Genomic DNA, 16,498 nt, shown 5'->3' with positions numbered 1-16,498 from the left:
GACCGTAAAGCAACGAATATGGCGATGAATCTGTTGGACAAGATCGATCTGGAGCAAATGCGTTTCGATATTCCCGAGTTCCGCCCCGGCGATACCGTCAAGGTGCATATCCGGATCATCGAGGGCAACAAGGAGCGGGTCCAGGTGTTTCAGGGCGTGGTGATCAAGCGCAAGCGCGGTACCATGAACGCCACCTTCACGGTCCGGAAAATCTCCCACGGCGTCGGCGTGGAGAAGACCTTTGCCCTGCATTCGCCGCGGATCGAAAAGATCGAAACGGTGACCCTTGGCCGGGTGCGCCGTTCCCGTCTTTACTACCTGCGGGAGCGTCGCGGCAAGGCCGCCCGTATCCGCGAACGGGGCATCATCTGAAGGGTGCCTTCCCGTCCCGGTCAGGCCGGAGGGCGGGAGTTATCGATTGGCCGGGACTCTGTGGCGGCGACCGGGTCGGCTGCCGCCACAGAGCCCCGGTTCTCTGGCTGCGCCTTTTCCTTTTTCCTTCCCGCAGTGGCAATGCATGGCAATGGGCGTATGAACCCATGCGTTTCTTCTCTTTTCCCCAAGGTGTCCCCCGTGCCGGACGACACCTTTTCCGTTGAGCGTCAACTTTTCGGCCAAGGCGCGAGCCTGGTCGCCGGTCTCGACGAGGCCGGCCGCGGGCCGCTGGCCGGCCCGGTGGTGGCCGCCTGCGTGGTTCTGCCCCGGGACGGCGACCATCGGGTTTTCCGCGATTCCAAGCAACTGACCGCATCCCAGCGCGATCACCTGTTTGCGCTCCTTCGGCAAAACGGCGCCGTCATCGGCATCGGTATGGCCGGTCCGCGGGAGATAGAGGCGGTCAACATCCTCCAGGCCTCCCTGTTGGCGATGCGGCGGGCGCTCGCCGAATGCACCGCCGCCAATGGCGGCCGGGAACCGGACTTTTTGCTTGTCGACGGCCGCAACCGGGTGCCGGTCGCAGTCCCGCAGCTGACCCTGATCAAGGGCGAGTCGAAAAGCGCCTCCATCGCCGCCGCCTCGATCATTGCCAAGGTGACCAGGGACCGGCTGATGGCCGAGGCCCATGCGCGCTACCCGCACTACGGTTTCGACCGCCACCAGGGCTATCCGACCAAGGCGCACCGGCAGGCGATTGCCAGCCATGGCCCCTGCCCGCTGCATCGCCGCACGTTTCGGGGCGTGGCCGAATTCTTTTCGGAAGAGACCGGGGCGCCGTCGCCGGTGCCGCGCGGCCGGTGGTGAAAGCCTGACAGGGGAGAGGACGGTGGTGCTGCGCAAGAAAAAGGCGACCCTGCCCACGGGCCGCCTGGGCGAATCCCTGGCTGCCGAGTTCCTGACCAGGCGGCGCTACGTCATCGTTGCCAAGAACTACCGCAAACCCTACGGCGAGGTCGACATCATCGCCCGGGACGGCGACACCCTGGTCTTCGTGGAGGTCAAGACCCGGCAATCCCTGGAATTCGGTTCGGCCTTCGAGGCGGTGGACGGCCGCAAGCAGCGGCAGCTCTGCCGCATCGCCCAGGAATACCTCCAGAGCCACGGTTTGCTGGAAGCGCCCGCCCGGTTCGACGTGATCGCGGTCCGGCTGGATAATGACAACCGGCCGGTCGCCATCGATCACATTAAAAACGCTTTTGATTTTGCTCTTTAGGAGCGTGCCATGGACAACGCAGCAAGGAAAGACCGGGTCCCGGTGGCCGTCACCATGGGCTGTCCGGCGGGAATCGGTCCGGAAATCATCTGCCGGTTGTTCGGCCGGGACGATGGCCCCGCCTCGGGCCAGGCCATCGTGGTGGGGGATGCGGCGGTGCTGCGGCAGGCCGCCGACCGGCTCGGTTTGACCGTGTCCATCGAACCCTGGCGCCCCGGACAGCTTGCCGGCAAGGGGACCATTCCGGTGCTGCAGGCCGGACCACCCCGGACCGCCCCGGTTCACTGGGGCCAACCCGATGCGGCCACCGGCAGGGTCATGGGCCAATGCATCGAGGAGGCGGTTCGCCTGGTCGGCACAGGAGCGTGCAGTGCCATCGTCACCTGCCCGATCAGCAAGAAGAGCCTGCAGGCAGCGGGCTATCCCTATCTGGGGCACACGGAAATGCTGGCTGCCCTCACCGGCACCCCGCAGGTGCGGATGATGATGGCCGGGCCGAGGCTCAAGGTGGTGCTGGTCACCATCCATGTGCCGCTGCGCCGGGTGCCCGAGCTGCTGACGTCGGCGGAGATCGCCGACTGTATCGCCATGACCCGAACCGCCCTGCAACGCGATTTCGCCGTGGCCAGGCCCCGCATCGCGGTGGCCGGGCTGAACCCCCACGGCGGCGAGCATGGCCTGTTCGGCGACGAGGAAGCGCAGATCATCGCCCCGGCCCTGGCCGGCTTTGCCGCCGATGAGGTCAGCGGCCCCTGGCCGCCGGACACGGTGTTTCACCAGGCCGCCTCCGGCCGATACGACGCGGTGGTCGCCCTCTATCACGACCAGGGGCTGATCCCCTTCAAGCTCCTCCATTTCCAGGACGGCGTCAACGTCACCCTCGGCCTGCCGCTGGTCCGCACCTCGGTTGACCACGGCACCGCCTACGACATCGCCGGCAGGAATCTGGCCGATCCCTCGAGCCTGGCCGCGGCCCTGATCCTGGCGCAGACCATTGTCGCCAACCGGCGCCGGGGAGGTGCGGCATGAAGCCGGGTTTGCTGATCGCTTTCGAGGGCATCGACGGCACCGGCAAATCGACCCAGTTGCCCCTCTTGGCCGCCTATCTGCGCGACCGGGGATTGGCTGTGGTCGAAACCAGGGAACCGACGGACGGTCCCTATGGCCAGCAGATCCGCGCCCTGTACCGGAACCGGAAGCAGGCTTCGCCGGCGCAGGAACTGGAGCTGTTTCTCCTCGACCGCCGCCAGCACGTGGATGAGTGCATCCGGCCCGCCCTGGGCCGGGGCGCGATCGTGCTCACCGACCGCTACTACTTTTCCACCGCCGCCTACCAGGGTGCGGCGGGGTGCGATCCGGCCCGTATCTTCGCCTGCCATGAGTTCGCACCGGAGCCGGACCTGGTGCTCCTGCTCACCTTGCCGGTGGCGGAGGGTATCGCCCGGATCTGCGATCTGCGCGGCGAAACCCTCAACGATTTCGAGCAACGGGACCAGTTGGAAAAAGTGGCCGCACTCTTTGCATCCTTTCCCCACAGTTGTATAGTACGCATCCATGCCGCCCGGCCGGTGGCGGAGGTGCAGGCCTCCATCCGCGCGGCGGTCCAGCAACTGCTTGTGCGCAAAGGTGTGTGATGCTCCGGTTCATGCTTGCTTTCCCTCTTCGGCTGCTTGCCCTTCTGGGCTGCGTGGCCCTCCTGGCCGGCGGCTGCCAGCCCAAGGCCGAAACGGCTGCGCTGCAGGCCGCCCCCGGTGGCGGCAAGGCCGATCACGCCTGTTCCTACGCCTATTTCCTCTGGGGCCGGCATGCCGAATTGCTGCTCCGTTTCGAGGAAGCCCTGGAGTTCTACCAGAAGGCCCTGATCTGCGACGATCAGGCCGAGTTCGTCAGTGAAAAGGTCCCGATTCTGCTGCTGCGGCTGGAGCGGACCGACGAAGCCGCCCTCTGGCTGCACGACTATCTGGCCGCGCACCCGGACCGGACCGGCATGCGCATGCTTTACGCCAAGGTGCTGCTCAACCAGAAGAAGAACACCGAGGCCATGGCCCAATACCGGTTGATCAGCGAGCAGAACCCCGACGATCCTGCCATTCTGATGCTGCTGGCCGAAATGTACATGGGCGCCGGCCAGGCGGCCGCGGCCAGGCCGCTGCTGGAGCGGGTGCTGGCCCAGGACCCGTCTTCCTACCCCGGCCATATCCTCATGGCCCGTCTCTGCCAGATGGAGGAGCGGATCGACGAGGCGGTGGAGCACTACCTCAAGGCGCTGGAGCGGAACTGGTCCAGTGAATTGCATCTGGAACTGGGTGAGCTGTACATCAAGAACGGGCGATACGACGAGGCGGCCACCCTTTTTGAAACCGTGGTCGAGCGCGACGAACAGAACGAGGCGGCCCGGGTGGCCCTGATCCATGTCTATCTGCTCCAGAAAAAGGTCAATCAGGCCCTGGCCGAATTGAACCGGCTGAAAACCTATGCCGAACAGCCCCAGCGCGTCGACCTGACCATCGCCCGCCTGTATGCCAGGCAGGGCCAATTCGACAAGGCCATCGCCATCACCAATAAAATCCTGGACAAGGAGAACCTGTCCGAGGCCAGGTATTTTCTTGCCGTGCTGCTGGCGCAGCAACAGAAATACGGGCGGGCGCTGAAGCAGTTGCAGTTGCTTGACCGCAAGGACCCCGAATATGCGAACGGTCTGCTGCTCCAGGTGCGTATTCTCAGGGAGCAGAACAAACTGGACGAAGCCCGGCAACTCCTGGAAAGCCATCTGGACGCGGGAGAGGTACGCACCGCCGAGATGTATGTCATGCTCGCCGCCCTCCATCAGATCGAAGGCCGCGACGATCTCAGCAAAAAGGTGCTGCTGCAGGGACTGGAAGTGTTCCCCAACGACGAAGACCTGCTCTACGAATACGGTCTGTTGCTGGAGGACAACGGCGAACACGGCGCGGCGCTGGCGGTCATGCAGAAAATCATCACCCTCAAACCCGACAACGCCGCCGCCCTGAATTTTGTCGGGTTCAGTTGGGCCGACAAGAAAATCAATCTCGATCAGGCTCTGGAATACATTCAGCGGGCCATCGAACTCAAACCCGACAACGGTTACATCCGCGACAGCCTGGGCTGGGTCTATTACCGGCTCGGCAAGCTCGATCAGGCCATCAAGGAACTGGAGACGGCGGTGCGGCTCTCTCCCGAGGACGCGGCCATTCTGGAGCACCTCGGCGACGTCTATCTGGAGAAGGGGCGGGTGCGGGATGCGGTGCAGACGTACAAAAAGGCGGTGAAGTTCGCCACTGAAGACGAAAAGGGCAAAAAAAGGATTCAGGAAAAGATCCGTATTCTGGAACGGCAGGGTATCCGCTGATGCGCGTGGATCGGTCCCTGTGCCTGCAGCTCCTGATTCTGTGGTGCGTGGCGATTCTCGCCGGCTGCGCCGGCAAGCAGCCCAAGACGCTGCCGCTCAGTCCCGCCGAGGAGCGGGAAGCCGGAACCCTGTGGGCGGACTTCCTCGCCGGCACGCGACCGCAGGCCCTTGACGCCGATGTCCGCCTGCTGTGGGATGTGCCGGGCAGCAAGGGCGCAGTGAGCGCCACCCTGCTGGTGCAGCGGCCGGCACTGCTCCGGGTGGCGGCCAGCGACCCCCTGGGACGGACGCTCATCCTGGCGGTCGCCGATGCCTCTGCCTTCACCATGATCGACAACCGGGCCGGCCATGTCTATCAGGGCACGATCCATTCCCGGTTCTGGCGGTCGTATGTGCCGGCGGCGGTGGCGCCCGAAGATCTGCTGCCGCTGTTGGGCGGGTTTCTCGCCGAGGGGGAAGGGGAGGCGGCTGCGCCGACCCGGGACGAGGCGGGTCGGGGATTCTGGTACCAGTGGCGCGATGGCCGCAGGCAGGGCCATTATGTCCTGCTGGACAGGGAGAGCGGCACCATGGCCCAGCACCTGCTGTTCGATGCCCGAGGGGATCAGGTGCTGGCCCTGGAGTATGCCGAGTACCGGAAGGAGGGCGGCAGCGGTCGTGCCTGGCCGGTCCGTCTCCGTATCACCGGCGAGGCGGTGACCGGCACCCTGACCGTCCAGGTCGAACAGATCTTTTCCCACTCTCCCCAGGAGGAGGCGGCTTTTCGTGTGGAGTCGCCGCCCCATTTCACGGTGGAACGCGTCCCCTGACCGTCTATTTCTTCACCGTGTTGACGATGAGCACAAAGAGATTGTCCTCCTTGAAGAACACCTGCTGCAGGTCGTAACTGCGGTTGGGCTCCAGGTCGATCACCACCCGGACCCTCTCCGGCTTCTTGGTGGCCGAAGTGCGGATCACCTTGACGAATTTGCCGTCGGTTTTGATCGGATTCTTGGTCTTTCCGATCAGCTTGGTGTTGTTGAACTCGCAGATGACCCGGGGAATGCCCTCTTCGACCCCGCGCACGGCCGGGGGATGGAAGCCGTTCAGTTTGAACAGGACCATCTCGCCCTTGGGCGAAGAGGCGTCGAATTTGACGTATTCAAGCTGCGGCCGTTCGGAGGTTGCGGCGAGAGCGGCGGGCTTGGTCACCTCGGGCTTGGCTGTCGCGGATTTGTCCGTGCCGGCGGGCGCGGCGGCCTGTGAGGCGGTGGCGGTCCCGGGTCGCTGTTTCTCCCCGCCAGCGGTCTCGCTCTTCTTTCCCTCGTCCTTGCCAGCGGGTGGCGCTACGGTTTCCCCGGCCGGTTCTTCCGGCTTTGCCGCCGCCATCGGTGCCATCGCTTGCTCCTCCGGCTCGGCGGCGGCGTCCGCCATCGGCTTGACCGGAGCCGGGGGCGCGGCCGCCTCGGCCTTTGCCGTTTTTTCGGGCGCTCCTGCCGGGACTTCCTTGGCGGGCGCGGTGGCCTGTTCGGCTGGCTGCGGTGGTTCCGGTTGTGGCGGTCTGGTTGCGCTCTTCTCCTCGTGGCCGGGAGACGCCGGCTGCTGCGGCGCAGGAGGCTGCTCCGCCTGAGCGGAAGCGGTTTCCGGCTCGCCCGGTGCGCCCGGGGACGCCGCCGTTTCCGGTGCAGACACCGTTGCGGATGCATCTTCCCGTTGCTGCGGGGCGGCTGTCTTTCCTGTCCTGGTGAACTGAATCACGAGGGATGAGCTGTTCTCGTCGAATTTTTGGGTATAAGTCAGTCCCTTGAAGGTGGCGACATCGAAGACGATGCGGGTTTTCGGCGCATCGACGGTGTGCATGCCGACGCGTACCCGCTTGACGATCGCGCCCTTGGTGGTGGTGATGCCCTGCACGTCCCTGCCGTGGGTCATGTCGGCGAAATCGAAGATGAGCCTGGGGTTTTCGTCTTTCAAAGTGAAGATTTTTGGACTATAGGAGCCGTTGAGTTGCAGGACCACCTGTTCGCTGGTGGGCGAGAGGACGGTGTGCTTGAGCTTTTGCAGTTGCGGCGCAACCGGCGCGTCCTCGGCACCGGCGGAACCGCAGGTCAGTACCAGTGTCAGGGCCAACAGAGAGCGCGAGACAAGGGCAAGGAATGATTTTTTCATTTTTTTGTCCATTGTACGTTGAGGGAAAAGGACGGGAGTCGGTTTCCTGAAAAACCTTTCTGTTTTTAAGCAAAAATCGCGCCGATATTTGCGGTTTGCCGGGAGGCCCGGTCCACACATATTCCGGTCGCGTGTCGGCGGCCGTTTTTTTTCGGGGGCTCCGGGCCCGACGCCTGTTTTTTGTCAGAAAAGAGCGTCGGTTCGGATGGCCCGTTTTTTTTATTTCTCTTTTTTTCACGTGTCTTCTTGTGTCATGGCCGTTCCTTGTTCCCTTGATCTCGACCGGATTCTACCCCTGGTGCGCAAGCCGGGTCAATATGTTGGCGGTGAACTCCACTCGGCCGACAGCCGGTTTGACGCCGGCGATCTCAATTTCTGCCTCATCTTTCCCGACCTGTACGAAATCGGCATGTCCCACCAGGGGTTGCAGATTCTTTACCATCTCCTCAATAACCTGGAGAAAACAACAGCGCATCGGGCCTATGTCCCCGATGTCGACATGGAGCGGGAGCTGCGTGGCCAAAAGATGCCGCTGTTTTCCCTGGAAGCGAAGGTGCCGCTGGCGGCCTACGATGTGCTGGGCATCACCCTGCCCTATGAACTCTGCTTCACCAATATCCTGACCGTGCTCGATCTGGCGGGAGTGCCTTTCCGGGCCGTCGACCGGACGGAAGCTCATCCCCTGGTGCTGGGCGGCGGCTCCTGCGCACTCAATCCAGAGCCGGTGGCCGAGTTTTTCGACGCCATCGTCCTGGGAGACGGCGAGGAGATCATCCTGGAGATCGCCGCACTGCTGGCATCGGCCAAAAGGGAGCGCTGGCAACGGACCGCAGTGTTGGAGCGCTTGGCCCGGATGCCGGGCGTCTACATCCCCGCCCTGTTTGCGCCGCGATATGTGCAGGGCCGCCTGGTTGCCGTCGATGCGCTCCATCCGGACATCCCCTTCGTGCGCCGGCGGGTGCTGCCGCAACTGCATGCCCCATCCGTCCTGCATCATCCCCTGGTGCCGGTGGTCAATCCGGTACACGACCGGCTCGGCGTGGAAATCGCGCGCGGCTGCACCCGCGGCTGCCGTTTCTGCCAGGCCGGCATAACTTACCGGCCGGTGCGGGAACGGAGCCTGGAGGACATCATGCAACTGGCCAACGAGGGCATCGCCAGTTCGGGTTTCGAGGAATTGGCCCTGCTCTCGCTCTCCACCGGCGATTTTTCCTGCCTGGGCGAACTGATGGCCGCTCTGATGGATCGGTTTGCCGACGGTTTCGTGTCGGTGTCCATGCCGTCCATGCGAGTCGGAACTTTGACGCCGGAGATCATGGAGCAGATCAAGCGCGTCAGGAAAACCGGCTTCACCATTGCCCCGGAGGCGGGGACCGACCGGTTGCGCCAGGTCATCAACAAGGGCATCACCGAAGAGGATCTGCTGGCCACCTGCCGGGACGCCTTTGCCCTGGGCTGGAAGCTGATCAAGCTCTACTTCATGGTGGGATTGCCGACCGAGACCGAGGCCGATGCCCTCGGCATCGTCCAGGTGGCCAAGAAGGCCCGCGCCCAGGGCGGGCAGGGCAAGGGCCGGCCGGTGCAGGTCAACCTGGGCGTGGCCACCTTCGTGCCCAAGCCGCACACCCCGTTCCAGTGGGAGGCGCAGATCGGCCTGGACGAATCGAGGGCCAGGATCAACCGCTTGAAGCAGATGCTGCCCCGTCAGGGCTACAAGCTCAAATGGCACGATCCGGAGCAGTCCTTCCTGGAAGGCGTCTTTTCCAGGGGCGACCGGCGGCTGTCCCGGCTGATCGAGACCGCCTGGACCATGGGCGCCCGCCTGGACAGCTGGTCCGAGCGGTTCGATCTGGAACTGTGGTGTCGGGCCGCGGCTGCATGCGGACTTGTCCTGGAGGAGTACCTCCGGCAGCGGCAGGTGGAGGAAGTGCTGCCCTGGGACCATCTCCACAGTGGGGTCGAGCGGTCCTTCCTCGAAGCAGAGCGGGCCAAGGCCTTTGCGCAGGAGTACACTCCGGACTGCCGCGTGCACGGTTGTCAGGGCTGCGGCCTCTGCGACTTCAAAACCGTGCGGCCGGTCGTCCAGGCGCGGCCGACCGCACCGCCGGCTTCCCCTGCGCGGCCAGCCAAGCAAGAACCGGCACAGCCGCCGCAGGCGCATGCCTACCGGGTCCATTATTCCCGCCTGGGCGACAGCCGTTTTTACGGGCATCTGGAACTGCTGCAACTGGTGTTCCGCACCCTGCAGCGGGCCGGCCTGCCGCTCCTGTTTTCCGGCGGCTTCAATCCCTCTCCCCGGGTTTCGTTCAGTCAGGCCCTGCCGGTGGGCGTCGAGAGCCTGGCGGAGTCCTTCGACATGGATCTGGCCAGGCCGCTGACCTCCCTGGAGGAGACCGTGGCCCTGCTCAACAGCCACCTGCCCGCAACCATCCGGGTGCGGGCGGTCGGGCCGGCGCCGCGCGCCGTGGCCATGGGCAGCATCACCAGCTACCTTCTGTCCGCAACAGGGTATCCCGAGGCATTGCAGCAGAACATGGCCGATTTTCTCGGTCGGGAATCCTTTGTCATCGACCGGTTCCGTAAGAACCGGCACAAGGAACTCGACCTGAGGCCCCTGGTGACCCGCCTGGAATTCGACCGGGGGCAGATCTTTCTCGATCTGTTCGGCCAGCAGGGGCAACCCGGCACCAATCCTCGGGAAATTCTGGAAAAGGTGCTCGGTTTTCCCGAACGGGAGGCCCTGCTGGTGCGGATCCTGAAGACCGGAGTCCGGGAAACGCCATCCCCGTCTTGAGAATTTTGCCCGAGTACTGTAGATAAAGCCGATTCATTGCACCCGGCGCGCGATGTGCCGGCCCGCGACCGCCATGACGCTGGCGGGCAGACCGTGGCGAGGAGGAAATTCCCGGTTTGCCGGCAGCTTTCCGATGAACAAGGAGAAAACATGAAAAAAATCGTTCTGCGCGAAGATGAGATGCCGACCAGTTGGTATAACGTGGTGCCCGATATTCCAGGCGGGCTCCAGCCACCGCTTGACCCGGAGACCCTGCAGCCCATGGGACCGGAAAAGCTGGCCGCCGTTTTTCCCATGGCCCTGCTGGAGCAGGAGATGAGCCAGGAACGGTTTGTCGAGATTCCGCAGGAAGTCCAAGAGATTTACAAGATCTGGCGGCCCTCGCCCCTGGTGCGGGCCACCAAGCTGGAGGAGGCCCTGGGCACCAAGGCGAAGATCTTCTTCAAGAACGAGGGCGTCTCGCCGGTGGGCAGCCACAAGCCCAACTCCGCCGTGCCCCAGGCCTACTACAACAAGCGGGAAGGCATCAAGCGGCTGGCTACCGAGACCGGCGCCGGCCAGTGGGGTTCGGCCCTGTCGCTGGCCACCTCCAAGTTCGGTCTGGAGTGCAAGGTGTACATGGTGCGGGTCTCCTACGACCAGAAGCCCTACCGCAAGTTCATCATGCAGACCTTCGGCGCCCAGGTGTCGGCCAGCCCCAGCCCGGACACCAACACCGGCCGCGCCATCCTGGCCAGGGACCCCGACACCCCCGGCTCGCTGGGCATCGCCATCTCCGAGGCCCTGGAGGATGCCGCCACCCACGACGACACCAACTACGCCCTGGGCTCGGTGCTCAACCACGTGGTCCTGCACCAGTCGGTCATCGGCCTGGAAGCTAAGAAGCAGATGGAGATCGCCGGCGAGTATCCGGACGTGATCATCGGCTGCTGCGGCGGCGGCTCCAACTTTGCCGGCCTGATCGCCCCCTTTGTCCCCGATTATCTCGACGGGAAGAAGATCGAGTTCATCGGCTACGAGCCGGCCTCCTGCCCGTCGATGACCGGCGGCAAGCTGGCCTACGATTCCGGCGACGTGGCCATGATGACTCCGCTGCTCTACATGTACACCCTGGGCCACGATTTCGTGCCGCCCGGCATCCATGCCGGCGGCCTGCGCTATCACGGCATGGCGCCGGTCATCTCGGCCCTGGTGCGCGACGGCATCATCACCCCCAAGGCGGTCCACCAGATGGAATGCTTCGAGGCCGGCATCCTCTTTGCCAAGACCGAGGGAATCATCCCGGCTCCGGAAACCACTCACGCCATCCGCGGGGCCATCATCGAGGCCATGAAGGACCCGAACGAGCCCAAGACCATTCTGTTCAACTTCTCCGGCCATGGCCTGATCGACATGGCGGCCTACGACAACTACTTAAACGGCAAACTCAGCGATTACAGCTATCCGCAGGAGCAGATAGATGCCTCGCTGGCCCGTTTGCCCAAGATCGGTTGAGGCGACAGTGGCGCAAGCAGGGCGACGGCGGGCGGCAAGTCCGTTGCTTCTCGTTGCCGTGCTGGTGCCGCTCTTGGTTGTCTGCGGGCGGCAGGCCGGTCTTGCTGCCGCCTGCCGCACCATCATCGACCTGGCCCCGAACGGCGCCTACGGTGTCGCCGATGGCGACGGCCGGATCGTCGATGCCTGCAATCCCGACCAACCCCTGATTCCGGCCAGCGTGCTCAAGATCGCCACGGTCTCGGCGGCCCTGGCCATCCTCGGGCCGGATTACCGTTTCCGCACCGAGTTCTTCCTCGACGATCGCGACAACCTGTTTGTCAGGGGATTCGGCGATCCCACCCTCGTTTCCGAGGAAATCGCCGCGCTGTCCGGCGAGCTGCGGCAGAAGGGCGTGCGGCGGATAGAGACGCTGTTCATCGACACCACTGCCTTTGCCCTGGAGCATCAGGTGCCCGGTCGGGAAGATAGCGACAATCCCTACGATGCCCCGGTGGGGCCGCTGTCGGTCAACTTCAATGCGGTGCCTTTCATCAAGGAGAAGACGGGCCGGATTGCCTCGGGTGAATCCCAGACGCCCGTTCTGCCGATCATGCGGGAGCTGGGCCAGGGGCGGCCTGCCGGTTCGTGGCGGATGAACATTTGCGCGAAAGGGTGCGACGCCGAGGCCCGCATGGCCCGCTACGCCGGCGAACTCTTGCGGGCGGTGCTGGCACGGCAGGGCGTGGCTGTGGCCGCTTTTGGCGGCATTCGGCCGGTGCCGGCCACGGCCCGCCTCGTCCATATCCACGAGAGCAGCCAGACCCTGGCCGGGATCAGCCGCGCAACCCTGCACCACTCCTCGAATTTCATGGCCAATCTCCTGTTTCTCGCCTGTGGCGCCAAAGAGTTCGGCTATCCGGCCACCTGGGCCAAGGCCCGCGAGGCGGTGCACCGACAACTGGCGCGGCAGCTGGGCAACGAGGCCGCTACGGCCATCGTCCAGGTCGAGGGGGCCGGCCTGTCGCGGGACAATCGGGTAACGGTCCGCGCCATGCTCCGACTGCTGGCCTGTTTCCGGCCCCACATCGACCTGCTCAACGAGGAGCGCGGTGTGGCGGTCAAGACCGGCACCCTCACCGGGGTCGCCAATCTGGCCGGCTATCTGCCCGACGGCCGGGCCTTTGTCATCCTGCTCAACCAACCGGCCCACAATCGGGCGGCCATCCTTGCGCGGCTTGTGCGCCTGCACGGAACCCGCCCGCCGGATGCCGGCGGACAAACCGCCCGCCACCTGCTGCGGCCGGTGGCGGAAAAATGAATTCCGCCGGCCGGGCGGATAGACAATATCCGCTTTGCGCTTATAATACCTCCCACCGGTACCCGTCTTTCCAGCAACCTCTTACACTTCAGTCACCGCACCATGGAGTATTACCAGATTCTCGGTGTCGCCAAGACCGCCACCGCCGACGAGATCAAGAAAGCCTACCGCAAACTGGCCCTGAAATATCACCCGGACAAGAATCCAGGCGACAAGAAGGCCGAGGAGAAGTTCAAGGAGATCAGCGAGGCCTACGCGGTCCTGTCCGATCCGGAAAAGCGGCAGCAGTATGACACCTTCGGTTCGACCGGTTTCCGGCAGCGCTATTCCCAGGAAGATATTTTCCGTAATTTCGATCTCAACGACATCCTGCGCCAGTTCGGTTTCGGTGGCGGCTTCCGCAGCGGCACCACCTTCAACGCCAGCGGCTTCCGCAGCGGCGGTAGTTCCCCATTTGACAATATTTTCAGTCAGGCGGGCATGCGGGGCGGCTGCGGTGGCGGCTGCGGCCCGCAGCCGGTGAAGGGCGGCGATCTGACCTACGAGATGAGCGTTACCCTGGAAGAGGTGCTCCATGGCACGGAAAAGACCATCAGCCTGCGCCAGAACGGGCAGACGCAGAACGTGTCGGTGAAAATCCCCAAGGGCATCGAGGACGGCAAGCGGCTGCGTTTGAGCGGTAAAGGCGCGCCTTCATCCTCGGGCGGCCCGGCCGGCGATCTGTACCTGAGGGTGCAGGTCGAACCGCACCCGGTCTTCCAGCGGGTGGAGGACGATCTGGTGGTCGAGCACCGCATTCCCTTCAGCGAGGCGTGCCTGGGCACCACCCTGGAGGTGACTACGCTGGACGGCAAGAAGTTCAACGTCAAGGTGCCGCCAGGGGTGCAGCAGGAGGCCAAGCTCCGGATCAAGGGACACGGCCTGCCTGCGGGCCCCATCGGTCACCGGGGAGATTTGCTGGTCAGGATCGCGGTCCGCATTCCCAGGACCCTGACCCCCGAACAGGAAGAGGCGGTCAAGGCCCTGGCGGCGGTGGCACTGTAAAGACGGTCAAGCACGGCGCGGTGCTGCTCACCGGACGTGCCCAAGAGGGAAAGAGGGGCCGGCAGCCCCGCTTTCAGCACCCTTCCAGCTTTTTCTTCTCCTGCACCGGCTGCGAGATCGCTTTTTCGGCTTCCTGGGCGGCTTCTTTGCCTATCTGCTGGGCGTCCTCAACCTTGGCTTCGGCAGCCTGCTTCGCTTCCTCGACCTTGGCGCCGACAGCCTCGGCAGCCTTCTTGGCCTCGTCCAGCGGTTTCTCGACAGCCTTGGCGGCATCCTTTCCCAGCTGCTCCTGGGTCGTCACCGTTTTCTTCTCCTCCTTCTTCCCCTGGTCGCCCGAACAGCCACCGAGCACGAACAGGCACAGGGCCAGGCCCAACAGAACGCGGATGCTTGTTTTTGCTGAATGCATTGGTTTCCTCCTTTCGTTAGAGAAGTTTTTTGATGGAATCGCCCAACCGCCTGATTCCCTCGACAATGGTCGGTTCGTCGGAACAGGAGAAGTTGAGCCGTAAAGTGTTGGTATCCTTGCGGTCGACGTAGAAGGGCGTGCCCGGCACAAAGGCGACCTTTTGGGCGATGGCCGCTTCGAACAGGCGCAACGACGACATCCCCTCCGGCAGGGTCACCCACAGGAACATGCCGCCGTCGGGATTGGTGGAGTGCACCCCGGTCGGAAAAAACTCCCTGATCGCGCCAACCATCGCCTCTTTCTGCTTGCCGTACTGGCGGACGATGGTGGCGATATGGGCGTCGATATCGTTGTCGCGCAGGAACCGGTGGAGGACGCGCTGGGCGAAGTAATCGGTGTGCAGGTCGGCGGCCTGCTTGGCGACGATCACTTTTTCCATGATGTGCGGCTGGGCCACCAGCCAGCCCAGACGCAGGGCCGGTGCCACGGTCTTGGAAAAGGAGCCGAGCAGGACGGTGTTGTCCGGCAGCAGTTTCTTGAAGGAGATCCTGCGGCTGCCGGAAAAACGCAGATCGCCGTAGGGATCGTCCTGGATGACCAGGCAGGAGTGCCCCTGGATCAGGTGGGCCACGGATCGCCGATTCTCATCGGTATAACTGATGCCGCTCGGGTTCTGGAAATTGGTGACCGTGTACAGGAGTTTCGGATGGCGCTCCTGCAGGACCCGGGCAAGGGTGGCGGTGTCCATGCCGCCCTCGCGCACCGGCACCGGGTGAAAACGGGGCCGGTAGAGGGAAAAGGCCTGGATGGCACCGAGATAGCCCGGTTCCTCGATGATCAGGTCATCGCCCTCGTTGAGGAAGGTCTTGCCCAGCAGATCGAGCCCCTGCTGCGAGCCGGTGGTGATGAGGATGTCTTCCACCGGAATGTCGAGCCCTTCCTGCTGCCGGTATCGGTCGGCGATGAACCGGCGCAGGCCGAGATAGCCCTCGGAGTTGGCATACTGGAGGATCTCGCTGCCGGCCTCGTCAAAGACGTCGTTGGCCGCCTTCTGCAACCCCTTGACCGGGAAGAACTGGCGGTTGGGCAGACCGCCGGCGAAGGAGATGATCGAATGGTCGATGGTGACCTTGAGGATTTCCCGGATAAAGGACTTGGGAACATCGGTGATGCGGTCGGAAAAGGCGTTTTCCATGGGATCTCCTGCCGGGAAGAACGGTCGCTTGCATGGAATGGACGAAAATGAACGGGCGGCGGGCGCTGTGCGGTGAGCGGGAGGTTCCGCCTACACGAAAAATTCTTTTTTACGGTACACCGTGGCCTGGCTCTTGGCGATCAGTTTCTGGCTGCTCCGTTCGGTGACCATGATGTCGTACAGGGCGGTGGTACCACCGAGTTGCACCTCCTTGGCCTCGGCCACCAAGTGATCGCCCACGCCGGTGGGCCGGAGAAAGCTGATGGCCACGTTGAGGGCCAGGGCGGTCTGGCCGTGGGAGTTGCTGGCCCCGGCAAAGGCGATGTCGCCCAGAGCGAACACCAGACCGCCGTGGGTCATGAAATGGAAGTTGAGCATCGATTCGGTCACCGTCAGCGAGACCCGGCTGTAGCCCGGTTCGATAACCTCAATGGTGGCGCCGAGCCAGTTGGCGAAGGGGTCCTGACGGATATGAGCGGCGATTGCGGGATTCATCTGTGTTGTTGGCGGGCGGGCGCGCTGTCGCACCCGCAGCAATCAGAACGACTCAATAATTGGCATCCGCGAACGCCAGCCAGCCGCCGGCGCCGATCAGCTTTTTGTCGAAGGGATTGAGGCTGAAGGAGCAGGTCAGGGTGGTGTCGCCGCTGGAGGCGGTCAGCTTTTCCCTCTCCAGGTCCACCGCCACCGTCACCCGGCCCTTGAGGACAAAAAGGCGGTCGAGGTCTTCCTTGCTCAGTTCCACGGCCAGGATGCCGCAGTTGAACATGTTCTGGCGGAAGATCCGGGCAAAGCTCTCGCCGACGACCACGTTGATGTCGTTGACCTCCAACGCCCAGACCGCGTGCTCGCGGGAGGATCCGCAGCCGAAGTTGGAGCGGGTGACCAGCACCCTGGCCTCCTGCATCTCCGGGGAGTGCGGATCGAATTTCTGCCCTTCCAGGTACAGGTCCTCCAGCAGATGCGGCGCCAGGGCCTTCTTGGTGATTTCGGTCAGATATTTGGCCGGAATGATTTCATCGGTGTTGATGTCGTTTCTATCGATGAAGGCCGCGGGGCCGCCAAACTGTTTCATAGGTCGAGTCCTCTTTCG

The 16,498-nt window shown here is 63.8% G+C and carries 16 protein-coding genes; 11 read left to right on the top strand and 5 right to left on the bottom strand.

From position 1 onward, the window contains the following. The first annotated feature begins 24 nt into the window (after positions 1-24). The 7 genes from rplS to Q362_RS0109540 all read left to right on the top strand — a co-directional run bounded on the left by rplS (position 25) and on the right by Q362_RS0109540 (position 5,830). Positions 25-372 carry a 50S ribosomal protein L19 gene (gene rplS / locus Q362_RS0109570; protein WP_028318509.1) on the top strand — a complete coding sequence of 116 codons (348 nt, stop codon included), beginning with the start codon at positions 25-27 and terminating at the stop codon, positions 370-372. A gap of 201 nt (positions 373-573) precedes the next feature. Beyond that, positions 574-1,242 carry a ribonuclease HII gene (locus Q362_RS0109565; protein WP_245590191.1) on the top strand — a complete coding sequence of 223 codons (669 nt, stop codon included), beginning with the start codon at positions 574-576 and terminating at the stop codon, positions 1,240-1,242. Between the two features lie 25 nt (positions 1,243-1,267). Continuing rightward, positions 1,268-1,651 (top strand): YraN family protein, encoded by a 384-nt coding sequence (locus Q362_RS0109560; RefSeq protein ID WP_245590190.1) that lies wholly within the window; start codon positions 1,268-1,270, stop codon positions 1,649-1,651. 9 nt (positions 1,652-1,660) lie between these two features. After that, entirely contained in the window at positions 1,661-2,680 is a 1,020-nt protein-coding gene (gene pdxA, locus Q362_RS0109555; RefSeq protein WP_028318506.1) for a 4-hydroxythreonine-4-phosphate dehydrogenase PdxA, read from the top strand. After that, on the top strand, positions 2,677-3,285 hold the full coding sequence (gene tmk / locus Q362_RS0109550; protein WP_028318505.1) for a dTMP kinase: 609 nt from the start codon (positions 2,677-2,679) through the stop codon (positions 3,283-3,285). Before pdxA ends, tmk begins: the two co-directional genes overlap by 4 nt. 11 nt (positions 3,286-3,296) lie before the next feature. Continuing rightward, the gene (locus Q362_RS0109545) at positions 3,297-5,021 is read left to right on the top strand and encodes a tetratricopeptide repeat protein (protein WP_169737398.1); all 1,725 of its coding nucleotides are present in this window, start codon (positions 3,297-3,299) and stop codon (positions 5,019-5,021) included. Further along, on the top strand, positions 5,021-5,830 hold the full coding sequence (locus Q362_RS0109540; protein ID WP_028318503.1) for a hypothetical protein: 810 nt from the start codon (positions 5,021-5,023) through the stop codon (positions 5,828-5,830). The genes Q362_RS0109545 and Q362_RS0109540 overlap by 1 nt, the downstream gene beginning before the upstream one ends. A gap of 4 nt (positions 5,831-5,834) precedes the next feature. On the opposite strand, the gene Q362_RS0109535 is transcribed toward Q362_RS0109540, so the two are convergent. Continuing rightward, the gene (locus Q362_RS0109535) at positions 5,835-7,169 is read right to left on the bottom strand and encodes an AMIN domain-containing protein (RefSeq protein WP_169737397.1); all 1,335 of its coding nucleotides are present in this window, start codon (positions 7,167-7,169) and stop codon (positions 5,835-5,837) included. A 253-nt stretch (positions 7,170-7,422) separates the two neighbouring features. On the opposite strand from Q362_RS0109535, the gene Q362_RS0109530 reads away from it, so the two are divergent. The 4 genes from Q362_RS0109530 (at position 7,423) to Q362_RS0109515 (ending at position 13,801) form a co-directional block, all read left to right on the top strand. Then, the gene (locus Q362_RS0109530) at positions 7,423-9,963 is read left to right on the top strand and encodes a TIGR03960 family B12-binding radical SAM protein (protein ID WP_028318501.1); all 2,541 of its coding nucleotides are present in this window, start codon (positions 7,423-7,425) and stop codon (positions 9,961-9,963) included. A 150-nt stretch (positions 9,964-10,113) separates the two neighbouring features. Further along, complete coding sequence (locus Q362_RS0109525; RefSeq protein ID WP_028318500.1) at positions 10,114-11,457, top strand: TrpB-like pyridoxal phosphate-dependent enzyme; 1,344 nt, start codon at positions 10,114-10,116, stop codon at positions 11,455-11,457. Positions 11,458-11,464: 7 nt separating this feature from the next. Next, positions 11,465-12,757 (top strand): D-alanyl-D-alanine carboxypeptidase/D-alanyl-D-alanine-endopeptidase, encoded by a 1,293-nt coding sequence (locus Q362_RS20010; RefSeq protein ID WP_169737396.1) that lies wholly within the window; start codon positions 11,465-11,467, stop codon positions 12,755-12,757. Between the two features lie 102 nt (positions 12,758-12,859). Then, entirely contained in the window at positions 12,860-13,801 is a 942-nt protein-coding gene (locus Q362_RS0109515; RefSeq protein ID WP_028318499.1) for a DnaJ C-terminal domain-containing protein, read from the top strand. 73 nt (positions 13,802-13,874) lie between these two features. Here Q362_RS0109515 and Q362_RS0109510 read toward each other — a convergent pair whose 3' ends face one another. The 4 genes from Q362_RS0109510 to Q362_RS0109495 all read right to left on the bottom strand — a co-directional run bounded on the left by Q362_RS0109510 (position 13,875) and on the right by Q362_RS0109495 (position 16,480). Further along, on the bottom strand, positions 13,875-14,210 hold the full coding sequence (locus Q362_RS0109510; RefSeq protein WP_028318498.1) for a hypothetical protein: 336 nt from the start codon (positions 14,208-14,210) through the stop codon (positions 13,875-13,877). 16 nt (positions 14,211-14,226) lie between these two features. After that, positions 14,227-15,405: an aminotransferase-like domain-containing protein gene (locus Q362_RS0109505; protein WP_028318497.1), complete on the bottom strand. Its 1,179-nt coding sequence runs from the start codon at positions 15,403-15,405 to the stop codon at positions 14,227-14,229. A 90-nt stretch (positions 15,406-15,495) separates the two neighbouring features. Next, positions 15,496-15,900 (bottom strand): hotdog fold thioesterase, encoded by a 405-nt coding sequence (locus Q362_RS0109500; protein WP_028318496.1) that lies wholly within the window; start codon positions 15,898-15,900, stop codon positions 15,496-15,498. Positions 15,901-15,952: 52 nt separating this feature from the next. Continuing rightward, positions 15,953-16,480 carry a 3-isopropylmalate dehydratase small subunit gene (locus tag Q362_RS0109495; protein ID WP_028318495.1) on the bottom strand — a complete coding sequence of 176 codons (528 nt, stop codon included), beginning with the start codon at positions 16,478-16,480 and terminating at the stop codon, positions 15,953-15,955. Positions 16,481-16,498 lie beyond the last annotated feature (18 nt).

It is taken from the genome of Desulfobulbus elongatus DSM 2908 (assembly GCF_000621145.1).
Lineage (GTDB): Bacteria > Desulfobacterota > Desulfobulbia > Desulfobulbales > Desulfobulbaceae > Desulfobulbus > Desulfobulbus elongatus.
The sequence above is the reverse complement of the archived record's forward strand: the minus strand, read 5'-3'. Positions and strand labels throughout refer to the sequence as shown.

Bases quoted from the DNA above. Each gene is read 5' to 3' on its own strand.
- rplS (WP_028318509.1), top strand. From the start codon at position 25: ATGAATCTGTTGGACAAGATCGATCTGGAGCAAATGCGTTTCGATATT.
- pdxA (WP_028318506.1), top strand. From the start codon at position 1,661: ATGGACAACGCAGCAAGGAAAGACCGGGTCCCGGTGGCCGTCACCATG.
- tmk (WP_028318505.1), top strand. From the start codon at position 2,677: ATGAAGCCGGGTTTGCTGATCGCTTTCGAGGGCATCGACGGCACCGGC.
- Q362_RS0109545 (WP_169737398.1), top strand. From the start codon at position 3,297: ATGCTTGCTTTCCCTCTTCGGCTGCTTGCCCTTCTGGGCTGCGTGGCC.
- Q362_RS0109540 (WP_028318503.1), top strand. From the start codon at position 5,021: ATGCGCGTGGATCGGTCCCTGTGCCTGCAGCTCCTGATTCTGTGGTGC.
- Q362_RS0109535 (WP_169737397.1), bottom strand. From the start codon at position 7,169: ATGAAAAAATCATTCCTTGCCCTTGTCTCGCGCTCTCTGTTGGCCCTG.
- Q362_RS0109530 (WP_028318501.1), top strand. From the start codon at position 7,423: ATGGCCGTTCCTTGTTCCCTTGATCTCGACCGGATTCTACCCCTGGTG.
- Q362_RS0109525 (WP_028318500.1), top strand. From the start codon at position 10,114: ATGAAAAAAATCGTTCTGCGCGAAGATGAGATGCCGACCAGTTGGTAT.
- Q362_RS0109515 (WP_028318499.1), top strand. From the start codon at position 12,860: ATGGAGTATTACCAGATTCTCGGTGTCGCCAAGACCGCCACCGCCGAC.
- Q362_RS0109510 (WP_028318498.1), bottom strand. From the start codon at position 14,210: ATGCATTCAGCAAAAACAAGCATCCGCGTTCTGTTGGGCCTGGCCCTG.
- Q362_RS0109505 (WP_028318497.1), bottom strand. From the start codon at position 15,405: ATGGAAAACGCCTTTTCCGACCGCATCACCGATGTTCCCAAGTCCTTT.
- Q362_RS0109500 (WP_028318496.1), bottom strand. From the start codon at position 15,900: ATGAATCCCGCAATCGCCGCTCATATCCGTCAGGACCCCTTCGCCAAC.
- Q362_RS0109495 (WP_028318495.1), bottom strand. From the start codon at position 16,480: ATGAAACAGTTTGGCGGCCCCGCGGCCTTCATCGATAGAAACGACATC.